The 19,570-nt window shown below is 59.4% G+C and carries 19 protein-coding genes and 1 pseudogene; 8 read left to right on the forward strand and 12 right to left on the reverse strand.

Annotated elements, in window-relative coordinates:
* Nucleotides 1–25 precede the first annotated feature (25 nt).
* Nucleotides 26–2,068, reverse strand: coding sequence for an NADH:flavin oxidoreductase (locus QTL96_RS08270; protein ID WP_289727371.1), 2,043 nt, complete (start codon nucleotides 2,066–2,068; stop codon nucleotides 26–28).
* A 218-nt stretch (nucleotides 2,069–2,286) separates the two neighbouring features.
* Here QTL96_RS08270 and QTL96_RS08275 point away from each other — a divergent pair, with 218 nt between their 5' ends.
* Nucleotides 2,287–2,532 (forward strand): DUF982 domain-containing protein, encoded by a 246-nt coding sequence (locus QTL96_RS08275; RefSeq protein WP_112973582.1) that lies wholly within the window; start codon nucleotides 2,287–2,289, stop codon nucleotides 2,530–2,532.
* Nucleotides 2,533–2,617: 85 nt separating this feature from the next.
* On the opposite strand, the pseudogene QTL96_RS08280 reads toward QTL96_RS08275, so the two are convergent.
* Nucleotides 2,618–3,827 (reverse strand): annotated as a pseudogene (locus QTL96_RS08280) (MFS transporter).
* Nucleotides 3,828–3,931: 104 nt separating this feature from the next.
* On the opposite strand from QTL96_RS08280, the gene QTL96_RS08285 reads away from it, so the two are divergent.
* Entirely contained in the window at nucleotides 3,932–4,840 is a 909-nt protein-coding gene (locus QTL96_RS08285; protein WP_289727372.1) for a LysR family transcriptional regulator, read from the forward strand.
* 86 nt (nucleotides 4,841–4,926) lie between these two features.
* Here QTL96_RS08285 and QTL96_RS08290 read toward each other — a convergent pair whose 3' ends face one another.
* A complete protein-coding gene (locus tag QTL96_RS08290; protein ID WP_289727373.1) occupies nucleotides 4,927–5,535 on the reverse strand; it encodes an AraC family transcriptional regulator in 609 nt (202 codons plus the stop codon).
* Nucleotides 5,536–5,822: 287 nt separating this feature from the next.
* Here QTL96_RS08290 and QTL96_RS08295 point away from each other — a divergent pair, with 287 nt between their 5' ends.
* From QTL96_RS08295 to QTL96_RS08305, 3 genes are all read left to right on the forward strand, one after another.
* Nucleotides 5,823–6,128, forward strand: a complete 306-nt coding sequence (locus QTL96_RS08295; RefSeq protein WP_289727374.1) for a UBP-type zinc finger domain-containing protein — start codon at nucleotides 5,823–5,825, stop codon at nucleotides 6,126–6,128.
* Nucleotides 6,129–6,217: 89 nt separating this feature from the next.
* Nucleotides 6,218–6,835 (forward strand): NAD(P)H-dependent oxidoreductase, encoded by a 618-nt coding sequence (locus QTL96_RS08300; protein WP_113197932.1) that lies wholly within the window; start codon nucleotides 6,218–6,220, stop codon nucleotides 6,833–6,835.
* Nucleotides 6,828–8,741: a monovalent cation:proton antiporter-2 (CPA2) family protein gene (locus QTL96_RS08305; RefSeq protein WP_289727375.1), complete on the forward strand. Its 1,914-nt coding sequence runs from the start codon at nucleotides 6,828–6,830 to the stop codon at nucleotides 8,739–8,741. Before QTL96_RS08300 ends, QTL96_RS08305 begins: the two co-directional genes overlap by 8 nt.
* Nucleotides 8,742–8,780: 39 nt before the next feature.
* On the opposite strand, the gene QTL96_RS08310 is transcribed toward QTL96_RS08305, so the two are convergent.
* From QTL96_RS08310 to QTL96_RS08325, 4 genes are all read right to left on the reverse strand, one after another.
* Complete coding sequence (locus tag QTL96_RS08310; RefSeq protein WP_289727376.1) at nucleotides 8,781–10,478, reverse strand: FAD-dependent oxidoreductase; 1,698 nt, start codon at nucleotides 10,476–10,478, stop codon at nucleotides 8,781–8,783.
* Between the two features lie 221 nt (nucleotides 10,479–10,699).
* Complete coding sequence (locus tag QTL96_RS08315) at nucleotides 10,700–11,566, reverse strand: 3-deoxy-manno-octulosonate cytidylyltransferase (protein WP_289727377.1); 867 nt, start codon at nucleotides 11,564–11,566, stop codon at nucleotides 10,700–10,702.
* The gene (locus tag QTL96_RS08320; protein ID WP_289727378.1) at nucleotides 11,563–12,108 is read right to left on the reverse strand and encodes an acyltransferase; all 546 of its coding nucleotides are present in this window, start codon (nucleotides 12,106–12,108) and stop codon (nucleotides 11,563–11,565) included. The genes QTL96_RS08315 and QTL96_RS08320 overlap by 4 nt, the downstream gene beginning before the upstream one ends.
* A 4-nt stretch (nucleotides 12,109–12,112) precedes the next feature.
* The gene (locus tag QTL96_RS08325; protein WP_289727379.1) at nucleotides 12,113–12,811 is read right to left on the reverse strand and encodes a glycosyltransferase; all 699 of its coding nucleotides are present in this window, start codon (nucleotides 12,809–12,811) and stop codon (nucleotides 12,113–12,115) included.
* A 384-nt stretch (nucleotides 12,812–13,195) separates the two neighbouring features.
* On the opposite strand from QTL96_RS08325, the gene QTL96_RS08330 reads away from it, so the two are divergent.
* On the forward strand, nucleotides 13,196–13,663 hold the full coding sequence (locus QTL96_RS08330) for a GNAT family N-acetyltransferase (protein ID WP_289727380.1): 468 nt from the start codon (nucleotides 13,196–13,198) through the stop codon (nucleotides 13,661–13,663).
* A 46-nt stretch (nucleotides 13,664–13,709) separates the two neighbouring features.
* Here the strand turns inward: QTL96_RS08330 and QTL96_RS08335 are convergent, their stop codons facing one another.
* The 3 genes from QTL96_RS08335 to QTL96_RS08345 form a co-directional block, all read right to left on the reverse strand.
* On the reverse strand, nucleotides 13,710–13,967 hold the full coding sequence (locus tag QTL96_RS08335; protein ID WP_289727381.1) for a hypothetical protein: 258 nt from the start codon (nucleotides 13,965–13,967) through the stop codon (nucleotides 13,710–13,712).
* A gap of 124 nt (nucleotides 13,968–14,091) precedes the next feature.
* Nucleotides 14,092–15,246 carry a YcaO-like family protein gene (locus QTL96_RS08340; RefSeq protein WP_289727427.1) on the reverse strand — a complete coding sequence of 385 codons (1,155 nt, stop codon included), beginning with the start codon at nucleotides 15,244–15,246 and terminating at the stop codon, nucleotides 14,092–14,094.
* Nucleotides 15,247–15,361: 115 nt separating this feature from the next.
* Nucleotides 15,362–15,805 (reverse strand): helix-turn-helix transcriptional regulator, encoded by a 444-nt coding sequence (locus QTL96_RS08345; RefSeq protein ID WP_289727382.1) that lies wholly within the window; start codon nucleotides 15,803–15,805, stop codon nucleotides 15,362–15,364.
* 334 nt (nucleotides 15,806–16,139) lie between these two features.
* On the opposite strand from QTL96_RS08345, the gene QTL96_RS08350 reads away from it, so the two are divergent.
* Both QTL96_RS08350 and QTL96_RS08355 read left to right on the forward strand, forming a co-directional pair.
* Nucleotides 16,140–16,355: a hypothetical protein gene (locus tag QTL96_RS08350; RefSeq protein WP_289727383.1), complete on the forward strand. Its 216-nt coding sequence runs from the start codon at nucleotides 16,140–16,142 to the stop codon at nucleotides 16,353–16,355.
* A 289-nt stretch (nucleotides 16,356–16,644) separates the two neighbouring features.
* The gene (locus tag QTL96_RS08355) at nucleotides 16,645–17,964 is read left to right on the forward strand and encodes an O-antigen ligase family protein (protein ID WP_289727384.1); all 1,320 of its coding nucleotides are present in this window, start codon (nucleotides 16,645–16,647) and stop codon (nucleotides 17,962–17,964) included.
* Nucleotides 17,965–18,030: 66 nt separating this feature from the next.
* Here QTL96_RS08355 and QTL96_RS08360 read toward each other — a convergent pair whose 3' ends face one another.
* Nucleotides 18,031–18,609, reverse strand: a complete 579-nt coding sequence (locus tag QTL96_RS08360) for a sugar transferase (protein WP_112819024.1) — start codon at nucleotides 18,607–18,609, stop codon at nucleotides 18,031–18,033.
* A gap of 1 nt (nucleotide 18,610) precedes the next feature.
* Nucleotides 18,611–19,561: an NAD-dependent epimerase/dehydratase family protein gene (locus QTL96_RS08365; RefSeq protein WP_289727385.1), complete on the reverse strand. Its 951-nt coding sequence runs from the start codon at nucleotides 19,559–19,561 to the stop codon at nucleotides 18,611–18,613.
* Nucleotides 19,562–19,570 lie beyond the last annotated feature (9 nt).

Below are 19,570 nucleotides of genomic sequence, written 5' to 3' on the forward strand. Positions count from 1 at the left end.
AAGATCATCCTTGTCGCTCCTGATCTCAAAGAAGTGATGCAAAACGGAACGCTTCGTAAATCGCGGCGTGGATATTGCGGCTCGCCACCGCGTCACCGATTCGAATGAGATCGAAACGGCCCTCCGGATTGCGCAGCGGCAACGGCGCTCGTCTCGCGATCAAGGCGCCATAGTCGACGGCGCCGAGATTGCGCGACAGCGGCTTCAGCTCGAAATAGAGATCGGCATTGGCCATGGTGCCGTGCTCGACGACAACTTGCGATACCCGGCGCTCCAAGACGGTCTCTTCCGCGTAATCGGAGCCCAGCATGGCCACGAGCTGATTGCCATCGCGGCGCACCGATTTCAGCCGCGTGTTGATCGTGACCTTGACGTTCTTTTCGGCGAAGACCTTGGCGTAGGGCACATGGTTCATGCCGCCGATCTCGGGCGCGAAGAAACGCTCCGGTGACACCAGTTCCAGCTCGGCGCCGGCACCGGCGATAACCTCGGCCGCCGACATGCCGGGATGGGCGCCGTTGTCATCGAACAGAAGCACAGTCTCGCCCGGCTTCGTCGAGCCGGCCAAGATATCCCATGTCGAAGTGACCAGTTCATCTCCGGCATCGAGCGCCGGCGACTGCGCGATACCGCCGGTTGCCACTACCACCAGATCCGGCTCGAAGGCCAGAACGTCGTTGCCACCTGCAAAGACGTTGTAGTGTATCGTGACGCCCAGCCGCTCAAGTTCCTCCAGGCGCCAGTCGACGATCCCAACCATCTCGCGCCGCCTTGGATTGCGGACCAAAAGATTGATCTGACCGCCCGCCTCGCCGCTCGCCTCAAGGACATCCACCATATGGCCGCGCTCAGCCAGCACACGGGCCGCCTCAAGCCCGGCCGGCCCTGCGCCCACAACCACAGCCCGCCGCGCCGACGCAGCAGGGGCGATCTCGTGCGACATTTCCGTTTCGCGGCCCGTCACCGCATTGTGAATACAGAGCGCCTCGCCGCCCTCATAAATGCGATCGAGACAGTAGGTCGCGCCGACGCAGGGGCGGATGCGCGCCTCTTCGCCGGCTTCGATCTTTCTGACGATGTGCGGATCGGCGATATGGGGCCGCGTCATGCCGACCATGTCGAGCTTGCCCTCGGCGATCGCGTGGCGGGCGGTCGCAACGTCGGAAATGCGGGCGGCATGGAAGACCGGAAATTTCGTGGCGGCCCTGATGTCGCCGGCGAAATCCAGATGCGGCGCGGACGGCATGCCCTGAATGGGGATGACGTTGTTGAGCGCAGCGTCGCTATCGATATGGCCGCGGATGACATTGAGAAAATCGATTGCCCCACCGGCGACGAGCCGCTTGGCGATCTCCACGCCCTCCTCGCGCGACAGGCCCTTGTCCCATTGCTCGTCGGCCACAAGCCGGATGCCGACGATGAAATCGGGGCCGACCGCCTTGCGCACGGCCTCAGTGACCATTGTTGAAAAGCGCATCCGGTTCTCAAGTCCGCCACCGAATTCATCCTCGCGGATGTTGGTGGCCGGCGACCAGAAGCCGTCCATCAGGTGGCCGTAGGCCTCGAACTCGATGCCATCGAGGCCGGCGGCCTGCATGCGCTCAGCAGCTGAAACGTAATCGTCGACGATCCGCTCGATATCCCACTCTTCAGCCTCCTTGGGGAAGGCCCGGTGGGCGGGTTCGCGGATCGGGCTTGGCGCAAGCACCGGCAGCCAATCGCCCTCGTTCCAGCCGGTGCGGCGGCCAAGATGGGTGAGCTGGATCATCACGGCCGCACCATGCTCGTGACAGTCGTCGGCCAGCCGCTTCAGCCATGGCACGATCTCGTCGCGGTAGGCGTGCAGGTTGCCGAAGGCGGGCGGTGAATCGGGAGACACAACCGCCGAACCGGCCGTCATGGTCAGCGCGATGCCGCCCTTGGCCTTTTCGAGGTGATAGAGCCGGTAGCGATCGGTTGGCATGCCGTCTTCGGAATAAGCCGGCTCGTGCGCGGTCGACATCAGCCTGTTCTTCAGCGTGAGGTGTTTCAATTGGAATGGTTGAAGTAGGGGATCCTGCGAAGCCATCGATCTGCACCACCAAACAAGAGAAAGGGCGATCTTCACCTAAAACGATGCGGGGTGCGATGAACAAAAACGCCATGAAACGCCCCCAATGCGTCGCACGGTGATTTTTATGCGACACAACTACCGCCAAACGGTCGCAACATGAGCATCGCCTCATCTAACATTATCGTTGGAACCAAATCCTCCAGCCGGCGTTTAGGCCGCCGATGAGGTGATGCATGACTGATGAAAAGCTTTGGAAGAAACCACTCACAATCGCGATTGGCTCCGTGAAATATGTGGTGAAAAGCACGCGAGACGCGGCTTGGCTGCTGGCCGATAAATGGCCGGTGTTGACCGGTGAATCCTTTGTTCGCGCACTCAAGGCCTGTGCCGCTGTGCTGGAAGGAAAGCGTGGCGGCGGGCATGCGAGGCAGGCCCTGATCGCCGCAGCTCGCGATGCCAACCTTCAGATCGAAGGCTGAATTTCACGTTTAATTGAATCGAAAGCGCCAGCCGAAAGCACGGCTGGCGCTTTTCCTTTGCGCATTGAGGTCTCACGTAGCGGTGTCACGCCGTCTTTGGCTGCGCCCAGTAATCGAGCAGCCGGACGCCGAGCGACACGATGGCGAGCAATCCGCCGAGAACAGTCACGGCCGGCCATGCGCCGTAGCCCCAGGCAAGGGTGGCAAGCGCTGATCCGGCGGCACCGCCGAGAAACATGCCAGTCATGAAGATCGTGTTCAGCCGACTGCGGGCCTCAGGATCCAGCGCGTAGATGATATGCTGATTTGAGACCAGCGCGCTCTGAATGCCGAAATCGAGCACGATGACGCCGATGATCAGCGCTGCGATCGACCACCACACGCCGAAGACGATCCAGGCGACGAGCGTTAAGAGAGCACCGAGCCACACCACGAAATGCGGGCCGCGTTTGTCAGCAATACGGCCCGCCACCGGCGCCGCAAAGACGCCGACCGCGCCGACGATACCAAACAGACCCGCGACATCAGCACCCAGCCCGAAACGTGGACCTTGCAGGTAGAGTGCCAGGATCGTCCAAAAACTTGTGAATGACGCAAACAGCGCTGCCTGTACGAAGGTGGCGGTACGCAGCGCAGAATGCTGCTTCCACAGTTGTGCCAGCGAACGGATCGCGTTGTGATAGCGCATGCGCGAGGTCGGGCGATGGTTTGGCAAGGCGGCGAACATCATGGCTGCACCCAAAAGCGCCATCGGAACGCCGATCCAGAACATGGCGCGCCATCCGGCATGTTCGCCGACGAAACCGGACAGGGTGCGGCTGAACAGGATGCCTGAGAGCACGCCCGCCATCACCGTGCCGATCGTGGCCCCTCGCTTTTTCAGGCGAGGCCAATGAGGCCGCGAAGGGCACGATCTGCTGGGCAACAGTTGCGCTCGCGCCGACCACAAGTGATGCCGCGACCAGTGTCCAGGCGGTGGGTGCGATCGCCGCAAGCGCTAAGGCGACGGCAAGTATCAGGAATTGGCTGATGATCAAACGCCGGCGATGAACGAGATCGCCAAGTGGCAGCAATAGGAAGAGGCCGAGCGCATAGCCAAGCTGAGTGGCTGTCGGGATAAGCCCAGTGGCGGACTGGCCTGGAAAATCGGCTTCGATGATCCCGAGCATGGGCTGGTTATAATAGATATTGGCAACGGCGATGCCACTGGCTACGGCCATTGCAAGCAGCCCGATCCGGCCTATGCCGGCTGGCGTGGCAGCTAAGGGTCTTTGAATAGTGGTCACGGTGGTCATGCTTGTAGCCTTTCTGGCTTCAGAAGATGGAACCTATCTATTATTTTCTCGAATTTCGGTGTACTGAGCGAAGATGATCAACCGGAATATCGAAATCTGATATAGTGAATACCGAGGATGTCAGGATCTTCGTTGCTGCATCAGCGGCCGGTAGTCTCTCGGAGGCCGCACGACGCCTCGGGATCGCACCGATGGTCGCGACGCGCCGCCTCGCGTCTCTGGAGGCGGCGCTCGACGTGCGTCTGATGCATCGTACGACACGATCCCTCTCGCTGACGCCGGAGGGTGAGACATTCCTGCCGTTTGCCCAGGCGCTGGTGGAAAACGAGGAGGAGGCCAGGGCCCGGCTGCGGACAGACGGCAAGGGTGCAGCGGGCCTGCTGCGTGTCTCGGTTCCCGTGGCTTTCGGCCTGAAGCTCGTCATGCCGCTGGTGCCGAAGCTTCTGCAGGACAATCCGGATTTTAAAATCTCGGTCGATATGAACGACAGCTTGCCTGATCTCGTTGCCTCGGGCACCGATCTTGCGATCCGGATTGCGCGGCTGAAGGACAGCAGCCTGATTGCCCAGAAGCTCGCCGACAATGCACGCTCGCTGGTCGCCGCACCCGCTTACCTCAAGCGGCGCGGCGCCCCAATGAACACGCACGACCTGCTTGAGCACGATTGCCTCCCCATGACCGGCGTCTCGCATTGGACATTCATGCGTGGAGGCATCCGTGGGGACGTGCGTGAGGACGGGGAAACCCATGTGCGATTGAATTCGCGCTTCTCGTCGAGCAGCATCGCCGGTTGCCACGCCGCCTGCCTTGCCGGTGGCGGCCTCGCCTTGCTTTCCAACTGGTATGTCGAAGACGACATTGACGCCGGCCGCCTGGTTCGCATCACACTCGAGGACGCAGTGCCGGAAACCAACGCGATCTGGGCGGTCTACCCGACGACCAGGCTGATACTGCCGAAAGTGCGGGTTTTTATCTCCGCGATCCGATCCACGCTCGCCGAACCGCCCCCCTGATCGCGGGACCGAACGCTCCGGTATCAGTCGGCCTGATGTCGCGTGCATCACTGGTCGCCGCCCCACTCGTGCTTCAAGAGCCTCGATCAGACAGCAAGCGCGAGCTCATATTCACCAGCTTCGCGCTTGGCGGCAGGGCGAAGGCGAAAGCGGCGCCAGGCGCTCGGTGTTGTACCGGTTGCACGGCGGAAAATCCGCGAAAGATGAGCCTGATCGGAAAGGCCGCAATCGAGCGCGATCTCACATAGGGGTGCGTTGGTGGAAAGCATCAGCTGCTTGGCGCGCTCCACGCGCTGGGCGATAATGTAGGTATGCGGAGACAGACCGAAACTCCTCTTGAAGGCCGCCGAGAAGTAGCTGGTGCTCAGGCTTGCCAGTTCCGCCAGTTCGTCGATCGCAACGCTCCGCGCCATGTTATCTTCGACGAACCGCTTGACACGCGCCACTTGCCATGGCGCCAACCCGCCCGATGCCGCCCTTTCGCGCGATAGCGGACCACCCGACACGACACGGGATGGCTTCAGAAGCATCGAGGCGCGTTTGACGAGATCGATGGCGATCGCCTCGTCCTGGTCGACACAATGTATGGCGCGTGCCAGGAGCTGTGATACGTTTGAGGCGCCTTGCTGGAAGACGCCGAGAGCGCCGACGTTCGGCTCGTGGTGTTCCATCGCAATTGTCGTGGTCGCCTGCATCGTCAATCTCCGTCCTGGAACCGGTTGAGGTGTGATTTTCTGGCTCTATTCTGGCGATGGGACCGTGCCGGCGGAATCCTACTATGATCAAGTTTGCATAGACCTGGGTCTTGTGGGGGGCATACTCGGGTATAGTTGCCCGCGCACCAATGGGCTGCATAAGTCTCGTGGGAAAGCTGCTCATCCGTCGTGTCACGGTGCGAGAACTCCGTGCCCGCGAGCTCGCAGAAAGTGATTATAATTGGCCGAAGCCGCTTGCATAAATTCAGCTCACTCGAGGAAAAACCATGTCGCATACTTGCAAGCATGTTCGCCTGGTCCGCAACGTCCGCCCAAGGACGCGCGGTTGTGAAGAGTGCCTGGCGATTGGTCAGGCCTGGGTCCATCTGCGACTGTGCCGGGAATGCGGCCATGTCGGCTGCTGCGATCAGTCGATCGGCAGGCATGCCACCGGTCACTTCCTTCAAACCGATCATCCCGTTATGGAGGGCTATGATCCGCCAGAGGGTTGGGGATGGTGCTACGTGGATGAAATCATGGTTGACTTGCCGGATCAAACCGAACAGGTAGGGCCGATCCCGCACTTCTACTAGGTCTTGCCAAGGCCCTTGTGGATACGGCGCACTTCAGACCGATCCGGCCCTGGATCTCAGGCATTTTGAATTCAGATGGGAGCCCATACATGGCCAAGGTGCTTGTGCTTTTCGCCCACCCCGGACAGCGCCATTCGCGCGTCAATATCCTGATGGCCAAGATCGCCGGCAGCATTGAAGGCGTGACCTTTGTCGATCTCTACGCCGATTATCCAAAGCTCGATATCGACATTGACGTCGAACAGGCCCGGTTGCTGAAGCACGACGTGATCATCTTTCAGTTTCCGATCTACTGGTATTCGACGCCGTCGATTTTGAAGGAGTGGCAGGACCTGGTGTTGGAGTATGGGTTTGCCTACGGCCACACCGGAGACAAGCTTGCAGGCAAGTTGTTCCTGCCGGTCATTACCGCCGGCGGCCCCGACCACGCCTATACCGAACAGGGCAGCAACCATTTCCGCCTCCGGGCGCTGCTATCACCGCTGGAGCAGACGGCAAATCTGTGCCGGATGCGCTTCGTTGCACCGTACGCACTGTTTGCCGCGCACGATGCGCGTGGCGACGGGCGGGCCGAGCCGCATCTGGAGGGTTACCGGCGGCTGCTGGAGGCTCTGCGCGACGAGACCTTCGACATCGACGCCGCCGCCGGCATGGAATTGCTGAGCGCCGAGACGCTTCCGCTTCGTGAGAGCATGCCCCATGAATAGCTTTATCTTCCAGGCCTTCATCTATCTGCTGGCAGCTGTCGTCTCGGTGCTCATCGCCAAGAGACTGGGGCTCGGCTCCGTGCTCGGCTATCTCATCGCCGGCATCGTCATCGGGCCAGCCCTGCATCTGGTTGGCAACGAAACGCAGGATCTGCAGCATTTCGCCGAGTTCGGCGTGGTGATGATGTTGTTTCTCGTCGGCCTCGAACTGCAGCCACGCGCGCTATGGGAGATGCGCTCGAAGCTGCTCGGCCTTGGCGGGCTGCAGGTGATCGTGACCTCACTGGTCGTTACGGGCTGCGCCATGCTTTTCGGTCAGGTCTGGAGCGTCGCGCTGACGATCGGCTTCATCTTCTCGTTATCATCGACCGCAATCGTTCTGCAAACGCTCGGTGAAAAGGGCCTGCTTCGGTCGTCCGGCGGACAGGCGAGCTTCTCGGTGCTCTTGTTCCAGGATATCGCCGTCATTCCGATGCTGGCCTTCATCCCGCTGCTGGCTTTGCCCGAGCTTGTGCGCCATCCCCTCGGCAGCAATGCCGGGAATGGTGGGCACCACTCATTCAGCCTCGTTGAAGGATTGCCGGGCTGGCAGGTGACGCTGGTGACGATTGTTGCCGTCGCCTTCGTCATCGCCGCTGGCCACTATCTGTCGCGCCCGATCTTCCGGCTGATCGCCCGCTCCAAGCTGCGCGAGATCTTCACCGCCGCCGCCCTGCTTCTGATCATAGGTATCGCATTGCTGATGACCGTGGTCGGCCTGTCGCCGGCGCTCGGCACGTTCCTGGCCGGTGTTGTGCTTGCCAACAGCGAATTCCGCCACGAACTCGAAAGCGATATCGAGCCGTTCAAGGGATTGTTGCTCGGCCTGTTCTTCATCACTGTGGGCGCCAGTATCGATTTCTCGCTGCTCTATGCGCAGGTCTGGTCCGTACTCGGGATCACGGTAGGCGTTATGGTGCTGAAGGCGATCGTGCTGCTGGCGCTCGCCTTCGTGTTCAAGCTGCGTGGCACCGATCGCTGGCTTTTCGCGCTGGGGCTGGCGCAGGCTGGCGAATTCGGTTTCGTGCTGATCTCGTTTACCGTGCAAAGCGCCGTGCTGCCGCCCGATCTGGCCGCGGTTTTGTTGCTGGTCGTCGCGGTGTCCATGTTGTTGACGCCGGCACTCTTCATCATTTTCGACAGGCTGATCGTGCCGCGCTTCGACCGCCGGCAGGAGCAGGACGCTGACGAGATTCCCGAACCTGGTTCCGTCATCATCGCCGGCCTTGGCCGCTTCGGGCAGATCGTCAACCGCATGCTTCTCGCCAATGGCTACAAGACCATAGTGCTTGACCACCAGGCTGACGTCATCGAGGGCCTGCGCAAGTTCGGCGTCCGCTCGTTCTTCGGCGACGCCAGCCGGCCGGACCTCCTGCATTCGGCGGGCTTACATGAGGCAAAGGTCCTTGTGGTCGCGATCGACGATCCGGAGCGGGCGATCGAAATCGTCAAGCATGCGCGCCGGGAGAACCCGCATATCCACATCATCGCCCGCGCGTTCGATCGGACGACCGTCTACAGGCTTTATGAGGCCGGCGCCCACGATATCGTCCGTGAGGTGTTCGACAGTTCTGTTCGCGCCGCCGGCTACGCGCTGAAGGGGCTCGGCATGCATCCCTACGACGTCGAAAAGAGCAAGACGGTCTTCGTGCGTCAAGACGTCCGGGGCCTTCGCAAACTCGCACCACTGTGGCGGGAAGAGGTCGCGGTCTTCGACAACAAGGAATACATCGCCAAGGCAAAGGAAATCGCCGACCTGCTGGAGCAGGCAATGATGGGCGACCGCAGCGCGCTTGGCGAAAAGGCCGAACGCGGATGGACCCCACCCGATATCGCAGCCGAACAACTGGAGAAAAACATCGACTGACGGGTCAGCAGTCTGGCGGTCAAGCCGTGGTCGCCGCTTTTATCGCGCAGCGGTCGCGCTCAGTACCGGATCGTCATGTTCGCTTTGGCGCTCACGCTCAAGGAACTGGTGGATCGCCGCAATTACCACTGACCCTTCGCCCACAGCGGAGGCGACGCGCTTGACCGAACCGGCGCGTACATCACCGACCGCGAAGATGCCGTCTTTCGAGGTTGCGTAGGGTGACGCGGGGCTATGCTCCGTCGCAACCATGCCCGTTTTGACGAAGCCGTGCTGGTCGAGATCGAGGCAGCCATCGAGCCAACCGGTGTTCGGGGAAGCGCCGATCATGACGAAGATGTTGGTGGCCGCCAACTCATGGCGTTCTCCTGTCCGATGATCGATCCAGGTCACGCCGTTCAATGACTTTTCGCCATGCAGCGCGGCGATTTCAGCCTGCTGGTAGAGACTGATGCGCGGCGACCGCTCGATGCGCTGAACGAGATAATCCGACATGGTTGACGCGATGCCGCTGCGCATCAGCATGTGTACGTGCCGGACCGTTCGTGACAGAAAGACTGCCGCTTGACCTGCGGAATTGCCACCGCCGACCACGACGATATTGTCATCCGCGCAGATCTGGGCCTCCATGGCTGTTGCCGCGTAGTGGATGCCCTGCCCTTCGAACTTGTCGTAGTTCAACACGTCGAGCTTTCGGTAGCGCGCGCCTGTCGCGATCACGATGGAGCGCGCGCGCAACGACGTTTTGTCGTCAAGAACGAGGCTATAGGGATACGAGGAGCAATCGAGCTTCATGACTTCATGCGAGACCGAAATCCTGGCGCCGAACTTCTGGGCTTGAATATGCGCCCGACCGGCAAGTGCCTGGCCGGAGATACCAGTGGGAAAGCCGAGGTAGTTTTCGATTTTGGATGAGGTGCCCGCCTGCCCGCCAGGCGCCATTGTTTCAAGCACGATGGTGCTAAGACCTTCTGAGGCGCCATAAACCGATGCTGCCAGACCGGCAGGCCCGGCACCGACGACCGCAACGTCATAGATGGTGTCTGCCTCCGGAGGCTCATTGATGCCAACCAAATCGGCGAGTGCGGCGTTGGACGGACGCGACCAGACTTTCCTGTCGGGCGTCACGACGACAGGAAGCGTATCAGATGTCACTGCCAGTTTCTGCATCAACGCCAAAGCCGTCGGCTCGATCGCGGGGTCGACGACTGCGACAGGATAGAGGTTACGCGTGAGAAAGCGCTGAATACGCAGAACGTCACCATGGTGCCGGTCCCCGATCAACAAGACGCCGCCTTCGGAATGGCGCACGAAGCCGGCGCGGCGCAGGATGTAGGATCGAATGATCGTCTCGCCGATATCGGGCTCGCCCGTGATAAAGCTATGGAAGTCGCGATTGGTGATCCGCAACAGGCGCGAACCGGCTTTTGCCAGCCCGGTCAGAAGCATGGGCCGCTTCGTGAAGATGTTCTGTTCGCCGGAAAACTGCCCTGGGTGATAGGTGAAGACCAAGCGGCGACCCCGCCTGACATCATCGATGAACAACTCGATCTCCCCCTCCAGCACAAGGAAGAAGTCGATCGTGCGCTGGCCGCGCTCAAAAACGATGGTATCCTCAGTCACCTTCTCTTCGAGACCATAGGCCTTGGCGCGCTCGATCATCTCGAAGGACAGAACCGGGAATGTCTGCGCCTGGCGCAGCCAGGGATCAGTCGGGTCGATGGGCGTAGCAATCATCATCCGTCTCCGAAGCAGTCAAGATCGATTGCCGCGACATTCTCTGGCTGCCGGCAAGTCGCGCGTCCATTCAGTGGCCGGCTTCGACCACCATCATCAAACATAAAGCGACTGCAGCGGCAGGATTGTACGAATGGACTGCGTTTGCAAGGGTGAGCTTTCCACACGTAGCTCAGGCCATCATCGCGCGGTTCAGACTGAAGATGGCGGCTCGTTGCGGCTCACCGATCAGTTTTCTTCTTTTCCATCTCGTCCCATCGCCGCTGCTTGCGTGATTTTGGCTTCAGGCTCTTCCAGGTCCGATCGACAAAGCGGAGAAAGCGGGTGACATCCATCAGGCGGTCGACGATCGAACTCAGGTTGCCGAGCCGTTCGTCTATGATCTCATTGGCTGTTAGCGCAATATCGGCGGGCGTATACTCCGGAAAGTGAGCTGAAAGGTCCGCATATGGATTGGTCGCGTCTCTTCCGACGATATTGATCTTCCCTTTGCGGAACATCAGACGCAGGAGCACCTGTTCGAAAGTCCAGTCGTGAACATCGAGCACCTTGTAGCGCTCGCTTCGCTTCGACGAGAAACCGGCCAGCGTAATCCTTGCACCGAGATCAATTGTTGTCAGCCAGAAGCAGAGCGCGAAACCGGTCGTGGGCACACCTGTGGGTGGATAAAAAGGTGTAAACACCTCCGTCAGATCAAGGTGTCTGACATGAACGTCGCCGAACGCAGATGCCGGACTAAGTTGCTCATTGGGTCCCGCCTTGACGTTCACCACACCGTGGAAAGTGCGCATATCGAAATAGGGCAGGACCTTGTCGACCTTACCGCTCTTCACGAGGTTGGCACCCAGGGTTCCGCTTCTCGACAGGAGCAGGGAAGGACGGGTGAAGGGCTCATTCAGAACCTTGAAGACCTTGTTGAAGAAGATAAAAAGTGTGGTGTCGGGAAAGCGCGCCTTGAGCTCCTCGATGTTCACTTCATCGCTGTTTGCGACCAAGACAACATCGCTGTATCCTGCCAGGAGAGATTTCCACTCCTCGGCGACAGCGTTCGCCTTTTTTGAACTGGTATCTCCATGCCCGTCGGTCATTGTTCCCTCCTAGTCGTGTTGGGCAGTCCGCGCCTTTTGACCAAACGCGCGGGCGACCCAACATAGACGCCAAACGGCTCCGTTGCCCCCTTGATCACGCTGTTTGCCCCGATCACGCAGCCATCGGCGATCTTGGTGCCGGCAAGCACCTTGGCGCCGGCGCCGATCCAGACGTCCTTACCGATTTCGACCCTGCCTTTTTTGATTGGCTGATCCTTTATGGGGAGCGTGGCGTCGTCATAGCTGTGCTCGAACGAGACAATGACGACGTGCGCCGCAATCCGGGTACCGTCGCCGATCGTGACGCCACCATGTCCGAGCACGATCGAGTAATCGTTTATCGATACCTCGTTGCCGATCTCGATCGCGCCGCTTTGGGCATCGAGGACGACGCCACATCGGGTGAAAAGCCGATCCCCGATCTCAATCCTGCCGTTGCGATAGCGAAGCTTTGGCAGATATCGCATGTTCGCGCCCTTGCCGATCCGCAACGCCCCGCGCGATAAGGTAGCGCGCAGGCGAACAACAAAGCCGAGGTTCACGCGATCACACAGGTGCGAAATGAGGATCGAGCCCGCGAGCCTTTTCTAGCCACACATCCGCGTATTCGACGTCCTGCCAGTTATGGAACCAAGGGCCGCCATTGGTGTAATGGACGCCTTTTGGAAAACCCTGCGAGGGCCTGGTGCTCCAGCCCTCCAGCCAGTTCCACTCTTCCGGGATCTCGCCGATTTCACTGTCCTTGGCCCATTGCAGGCGGTGGAGATAGGCACCGGTCTGTGAATTAACGAGCTCGGGTGTCAGCTGGCGGGTGGAAGGGTGCTCGCAATTGAACAGCATGAACGAGGACCAGTTCTTGCGGGGGTAATTTGTCTGCACCTTGCCATCCATCTTCACGCCTTCCTTGGGCGTGTAGTCGTGGTGGACGCAAGCAACGGCCTTCGTATCGTCCTTGTAGCGCAACAGCTCCGCCACATCCCCGAAGAACAGAAAATCACAGTCGCAAAACAGCGCCCAGCCTTTATAGTTGGCCAGCCAGGGCGTGAAGAAACGGGAATAGGTAAACTCGGTCGATGCAAGCGGATCGACTTCACGGGTGTAGACACCCTGATCAACGAGCTCCTGCAGCTTGATAGGATGGACCTCGACATCGATAGACGCCTTTTCAAGCAAGGTAGCCTTAGCGACCTGATAGGCGATATCTTCGCGGGAATCCCATCCGATATACACTTTTAGTTCGGCCATTCGTCCATTCTCCAAGCGGTCTGAGATCATCAGTTAAGGGAGCCATTTGGAATGCTTGAATGATAAAGTCAACATCTGGACGTTCCCAGCACGTCGGACTTTGATGCCGCATTTCGACCGGTCGGTCGAAAGATGACCGTCCGCCACGACCTCGGAGCGATGCCCGGACGGCTCTAGAGGTAAATCACAGGACATCGTTTTTTCGAAGCCAGCTTGGGCGCGCACAGACGCCCGCTCAGAGCCAACTTCTCCGTAGAGTAAAGTGACCAGCAACAACGGAGGAGCACCGGATGTGTCACGTCGAAGTCACAACATCTGAAGCATCCTTCGTGCATAATTGATCTTGTCGCCGCAACAAGAGCATCGATCAGCAGAAGGTTCGGTATGGCGTTCAGCGTAAGACGAATTGATCAGGCCGAGGCGCTGAGCGGCGCCAATATTCTGGTTCAAGCCTATGGCGAGCCCCCATGGGAAGAGGCTTGGACAATGGAGAACGCCAGGAGGCGGCTCATCGAGCTGTCTTCGCCCGCGGACGCCATCAGGCTCGGCGCGTTCTGTCAGGGCCATCTCGTTGGCTTTGCGTTCGCATCACCGCATACCTCAGCAATCGGCACCGGCTTGTATGTCGCAGAGATTGCAATTTCGCCATCGCACCAGAGAATGGGATTTGGAACGGCCCTACTTACCCACGTCGAGCGTGCCGCGATCCAGCAAGGCTACTTGCAGGTTTGGCTCGTGTCGCGGCAGATAGGTGGTGTTGCAAACTATTATCAGATGAATGGTTATAACCGGTCGAACGCCTTGTGTATCTATTCGAAAATGCTTGCTACAGCTGTGCTACAACCCAGCTAATTCTGGGCCTATCGCCCGTGCCTGCTCACGAATATCACTCACAATATCAATGGGTGCTTCGGCTGTCCGTGACGGTCGGAAGGTGCGGCGCAACGATCTCCAGGTGCGGCGAGGCGAGAATTTCCCGCTTTACAGCCTGCATTGCGAGCTCGAGCCAATGGACTGCGCCGACAAGTTCGACATCTTCCGCAGCAGCGCGCGCGTAGCTGATAAGGCGCGCGAGTGCCGCAAGCTCCTTGATATCCTCTGCCGACCTTGCGTTGTCGCCGTGATCATCCCCGTGGTCTTCAGGCATTGCACTCATTTTTGCTCTCCGCCAATCCTGGGCAACATAAGCCGGAGACACGCGCAGCGCCCGTGAATAAAGTGTGAAACAACTTCAGGGTGTCATCTCGCGGGATTGCCTTGCAGCTGCCAGGATAGAAGACCTAGAAAAGAAAGGCGCTCGAAAGAGCCCGATTGCCGAAACGCCGGGCTCGCTTTCCGTCTGGATTTTCCAGATCCGGTATCAGCACCTTGACCACGGCGAATGGAAGATCCGGGTGACTAAGCTGCACAGCAGCCACCGTTGCGATCCGGGCGGCGCGCAGCTTGTCCGTCGTATGATCCAGATACTGCTGCAAGGATAGACCCTTCGCAACAGACGGTGGCGGGGGCACGGTCGGTCTGCTCGTGAAACTGACACGCAGCTCGGCGGGCAGCAGCGCTTGAAAGGCTGTCGGCGCAATGTCGTCGCGCGCGCCGCTGATAAAGGTCAGGCGCGACTGAGCTGCCTCGGTTATCGCGCGCACGGCTGCGCGCACGGCTGATGGATGGGCACCACTTCCGCCCGTCACTTCGGCAAAACGCACAGCTGCGCCCGACAGGGCGGCCCGTGGTCCGAGCAAGGCGGTAAAACAGGGAATGGCGACATCGCTGGTTATATCAAACAGTTTGAGGACCAGGCCGGCGGATTTTATCCTCTCCAACAGCCGATCAAGAACATCGTCGCAGAACAATGCCGGGTCCACGCATCGGGAGTGCCTGACGCTCTCGTCGCTGATCTGCCATAGCACATATGCATCCCGCTCGATGCGTTCGAGCATGCCATGCAAGATGGCTTCGTCGATAGTGTTTCCCGACGCCAATCCGTCGGACGACATCCAAAAGCGCGTTTGTCTGGTGCGGTTCAAGATAACAGCCTCGAACGGGACATGGATCATCCCGCCCGATATCAATTCGCGCCCTCTCACCCACTCGACCGGCTCGTGCGGACCGATATCTGCTTGGTGCAAGCCGATCAAACACTCGAGCGTTGTCAGTGGATGACCGTTTTCGCGCAATTCCTGGACGGTGGCGCGAAATGTCGACACCGCCGGTCGGCTGGCAACAGCCCGTTCGAGCGCCTCCATGATTGCCGAAACGCGTGCATCAACGTCTGACAGCCCCTTTCCTTGTGCCACGACAGCAGAGGGCGCGTTCGGTGCGTAGGCGCACCATACAGGTATGCCGATATGATCAAGCCCGGTATGGCGGGCCACGCGCGTGATGCCGAATTGCGCCAGAAGCGGGGTGACGCGCGCCAGCGTCGCCGGCGCTGAGATGATCCGATCCGAATAGCTTGGCGGTTCGATGATTGAGGTCAGTGCCAGTCACCCAAAAAAAGACAGGCCGACAACCACTCGCATCATCACGCACACGGGCGATTGGCGCATGTTTCTAGGTGCCTTCGTGCTCCGTCTGGTCCAAGCCGTCGCGATCATTGATCACGATGCCAGACGAGCCGAGGCTGCGTGTCAAAGCGAGCAGTTTCTGCCGCACGTTCGGGTCTTCGATGGCGATGAAGGCCTTGCCGAGCGCCACCCCCTCCTTCGAGGCCATGAAAGCGGCGACTGCGTCCGTCTCCGGACGGCTGCCGTCTTCACCGGCACTGGAGGTGCCGTTTTCGAAGAAATATCCGACGGTTACGCCAAAAATCTCCGCCATTCGCAGAAGACGGCTGGCGCCGATGCGATTGATGCCCTTTTCATATTTCTGGATCTGCTGGAATGTTATGCCCAACGCTTCGGCAAGGCTGGCCTGGCTCATGCCGAGCATCTTGCGACGCAGCCTAACCCGTTCGCCCACATAGCCGTCGATCGCGTTCGTCGATTTCGCCTTCATGGCGTCCCTCGCCTGCAACAATAGAAATGCAGGTGCATAATGAAGCTGCCGCAGAAAAATGCAACCAAAAGTAAAGAGATACCCAAGAAACTTTCGACACCTGTCCGAATGTTGTAGAAACTATCCACAAGCACGTCGCAAAGGCTTGCTTCCGCCACATCACAAGGGCGTATTTTCTTCAAAAACCACTTTAACTGGTGTCACGTCGATTTCACGTGAGCTGCTGGACTTACCCCTCTATACTATCGCCTTAAGATCGGGGCATGCGCTTGGTCGAAGTCAGGTGGGCGACTTCTAGAATTGAAGCAAACACAAAACGGACTTGGCGCAGTATATGGGGAAAAACGTCATGCAGATACCTGCCATTGAGATAAACCACTCCGAGCGATTGTCGGCCTGCCGTCAGCAGATCGAGGAAGCAGTCCATCAGATGATCTTCGACGAAAAGCAGGTTGAGTATTCACCCGCGGAGATCGCTATGGCCATCGCCGACATCGCCGACGATTACATCTTGAGCATTTCCAAGCTTAATCGGGCGGCGACACACTGAATCAATCGAATGCATGTAGCTGTGGGGCGCGTGCAAGGGTCAGCCGTTATTGCGCGCGCTCAGCTGTCTTTGCACGGTGACAAAGCTTTTGCGGTGAACTGTCGCACGAGCGGCTTGTCGGCCACACTTTTTTCGTAAATATCGACTTGGTAATTTGACGCACCGCGCTTGCAACAGGCGTCGGTGCCCGTCATGTTTTCGGTGAGCGGCCATCGACATTGACACGGGAACTCGCGCGCGGGCAGAAGTAGACATCTTGAACATTTCGTTTCGCGCCTCAAGCGCAGCCATGAGCCCGACTCTTAGAATCTTTGGCGGCCTTTTATGGGTGCTCGCATCGTCTGCCCTTCTTGTGGAGAGCGACACCTATCGCTACGCTTGTGCGATCCTGGCGATCATTGCACTGGTCTACTATGTGAGGGAGCCGTTGCGTCCCCGCACGAACTGGCTGGGTTGGCTGTGCATGGGCTGGGCACTCTATGTTCTGGCACGCTTTGCGTTCATCTACCTCACGACCGAACATCATGATATGGGCGGATCCGACTGGCTCTTTGCATTTCCCTTGTTCTTCCCGATCCTCGGGGTCGCATTCGCGCTCTATGAGGGCGAGATGGAAAGGATCATCGCGGCATTTTTCGTCGTCGCTGTTGCCATGCTTGCCGTTACGGTGGCGTTGACGATTGGCACGATTACCACCGGTGTCGCCGTGCGCCCACTCGTCATGAACAACCAGATCCACGGCGCAGTCGCCTGTGGCCTGATTTTCGTGATGTCGACCTTTTGGCTTTTGCACTACCTGACAACCCCTAATGCCGATCGTCGGTTCGCCCGGCTAGCCTATGTGGTATCACCGCTTGTTCTGGTTTTATGCGTAATCGCAATCTATGGCGCCAAGTCCAAGGGCGTCTGGCTCGCCATGGCGTTCACACTGCCGGTTCTCGCCATTGTCGGCATGCGATACATCAAGGTGCGCGCGCGCGGCGGATTGGTGATGGCCTGCGCGATTGCGCTGCTTGGCGTTGGAATCTACGCTGTGCGCCATAATCTCGATCAGACTGCCGGCCCAACGATCAAGGCAACCACGTTGCTCTTTTCTGGTGTTCTGGGCAGCTCGAACCACGCAGAGACGATCACGCAGACCATTCAGTCGGACACGACGCCTGTTGCAATGGACGAGCGCCTGCAGCTCTGGTCGAACGGTTGGGAGCTCTTCTCCTCCGCACCGATCTTCGGCTGGGGCAACGAATGGCTCGAGCGCTGGCAGCACACACGCTACGCCCACGTTTCCTATACGCTGCTACACAATGGATATCTGGAGATACTGGTGCGCTTTGGTCTGTTCGGGGCCGTCGTCATGGCGCTTATCCTGGCGAGCTTCATTGTCTCCGTCTGCAAGGCCTGTCGCCAGGGCATCATCCCGCGTGCGGCCATGCACGCCTATCTTGTCTGCATCTTCTTTTTCGCGCTCACCCTTCTCAGCAACTCCAACAACAGGCTGGCGATCGGAGAAAGTCTTGCGCTCGTGACATCAGCCTTTGCCTGTTGGTGCAATCTGCGCTTGCGGCCAGCGCAGGAAAACCTAGCGGGTCTGCAGGCAGCCGCAGGCTAGTTACTTCGCGAACTCTGTGAGCAGACCGCGCGATAGAGCGACGAAACCGCTCGTCGACGCCAACAGCTATTTCCGCGCTGCGTCGCCTTTTCCCTTGCCCATCACGGAGCCGAGGATCATGGCGATGTCATTCCAAAGGCTGGCGGTCTTGACGTATTCGGCGTCTGCCGCAGCAAGTCGCTCGGGGGTCGACATGTCGATGCCGGCAATCTGCGCCAGACCGGTTATGCCGGGGCGAACAGCAAATACGCCTCGGGCTCTGCGGGCCGCGATGACATCGGGCTGGCTCGGCAGGCATGGGCGCGGGCCAACCAGGCTCATCTCGCCCTTCAAGACGTTGACGAGCTGCGGCAATTCGTCGAGCTTGTAGGCGCGAAGCGTCTTGCCGATCGGCGTGATCCAAGCTTCGGCCGCATCATGGGAGCCCACATCAGGCGTGCCGGCGGCCATGGTCCTGAACTTTAGGCAGGTGAATGGCAATTCGTTTCGGCCCACTCTTTTTTGACGAAACAATGCGCCGCCAGGCGACGAACGCCGGACCATGACGATAAGCACAAGCAAGACGGGAGACAAAACGACGAGCCCACCGGCTGCCGCACAGAAATCGAACGCCCTCTTGATCCCCTGGTCGAGCTTGCTTGTCATGTCAGTCCTTAAAGGGTTGCGGGGCCTTGGCGCTCGTTGCCGGGCCAAGCGTTCGAACCAGTGCTTCGTCCATCGAAAACGGCGGCGTCCAGCCTAACCGCCTGGTTTCAAGAGTGTCGACTTCAAGCGAGCGTGTCAGGCGATGAACCAGTTCGCGTTTTCCAGCAACACTACCAGCAAGTTCCAGCAGCACTGGAGGAAACGGCAGCAGCGAGGCCGACGAGCCGGATGCCGCGGCAATCATGCGCACGAGTTCTGGTGTCGATGGGCTCTTGGCGTCAGCAACCATGAATGTTGCCCCCGCCGCATCCGGGTGGTTTACGGCAGTCACGATAAGATCGGTCAGGTTCTCGAGATAGACCATCGAGCGGCGATTATCGATCGAGGCGAAGGGCAGTGGCAGGCCACGTTGCACGAGCCGCACCAATGCCTGGAAGCTTCCACGCATGCCGGGTCCATAGACGAGCGGCGACCTGATGACGACGACCTGCATTGTCGAGCTGGCGCCAAGGGCAAGCAGCAACCGCTCGGCTTCGAGCTTCGTTCGACCGTAGTCACTTTGCGGGTCGGGTGTGGCCGTCGCTGTAAACGGCGCGCCTCTGGTCGTTGCCTCGCCGTTCGCCTTGATTGAACTTAAGAACACGAACCGTCTTACGCCCGCCGCCGCTGCCTGGCGCGCCAGATTGATCGTGCCCTCAACGTTCACGGACCGATACTGCGCAAGAACCGCCGGCGAGCCTTCGACGACGTTTTGATTGACGGCAGCGAGGTGGACGACGACATCAACCCCTTCAAGGGCAGCCGACCAGTCGGTCGCGCCATCAATGTCGGCGACGGCGAACAGCCCATCACCGCCCCGCCTGCTCGTTGCACGAAACGGAATGGAGCGTTGCTGCAACGTGCGCAAAAGCCCCTGACCGACAAAGCCAGAGGCACCGGTTACGAGAAACATGACGGCCTC

It is taken from the genome of Rhizobium sp. S163 (genome assembly GCF_030380805.1).
GTDB lineage: Bacteria > Pseudomonadota > Alphaproteobacteria > Rhizobiales > Rhizobiaceae > Rhizobium.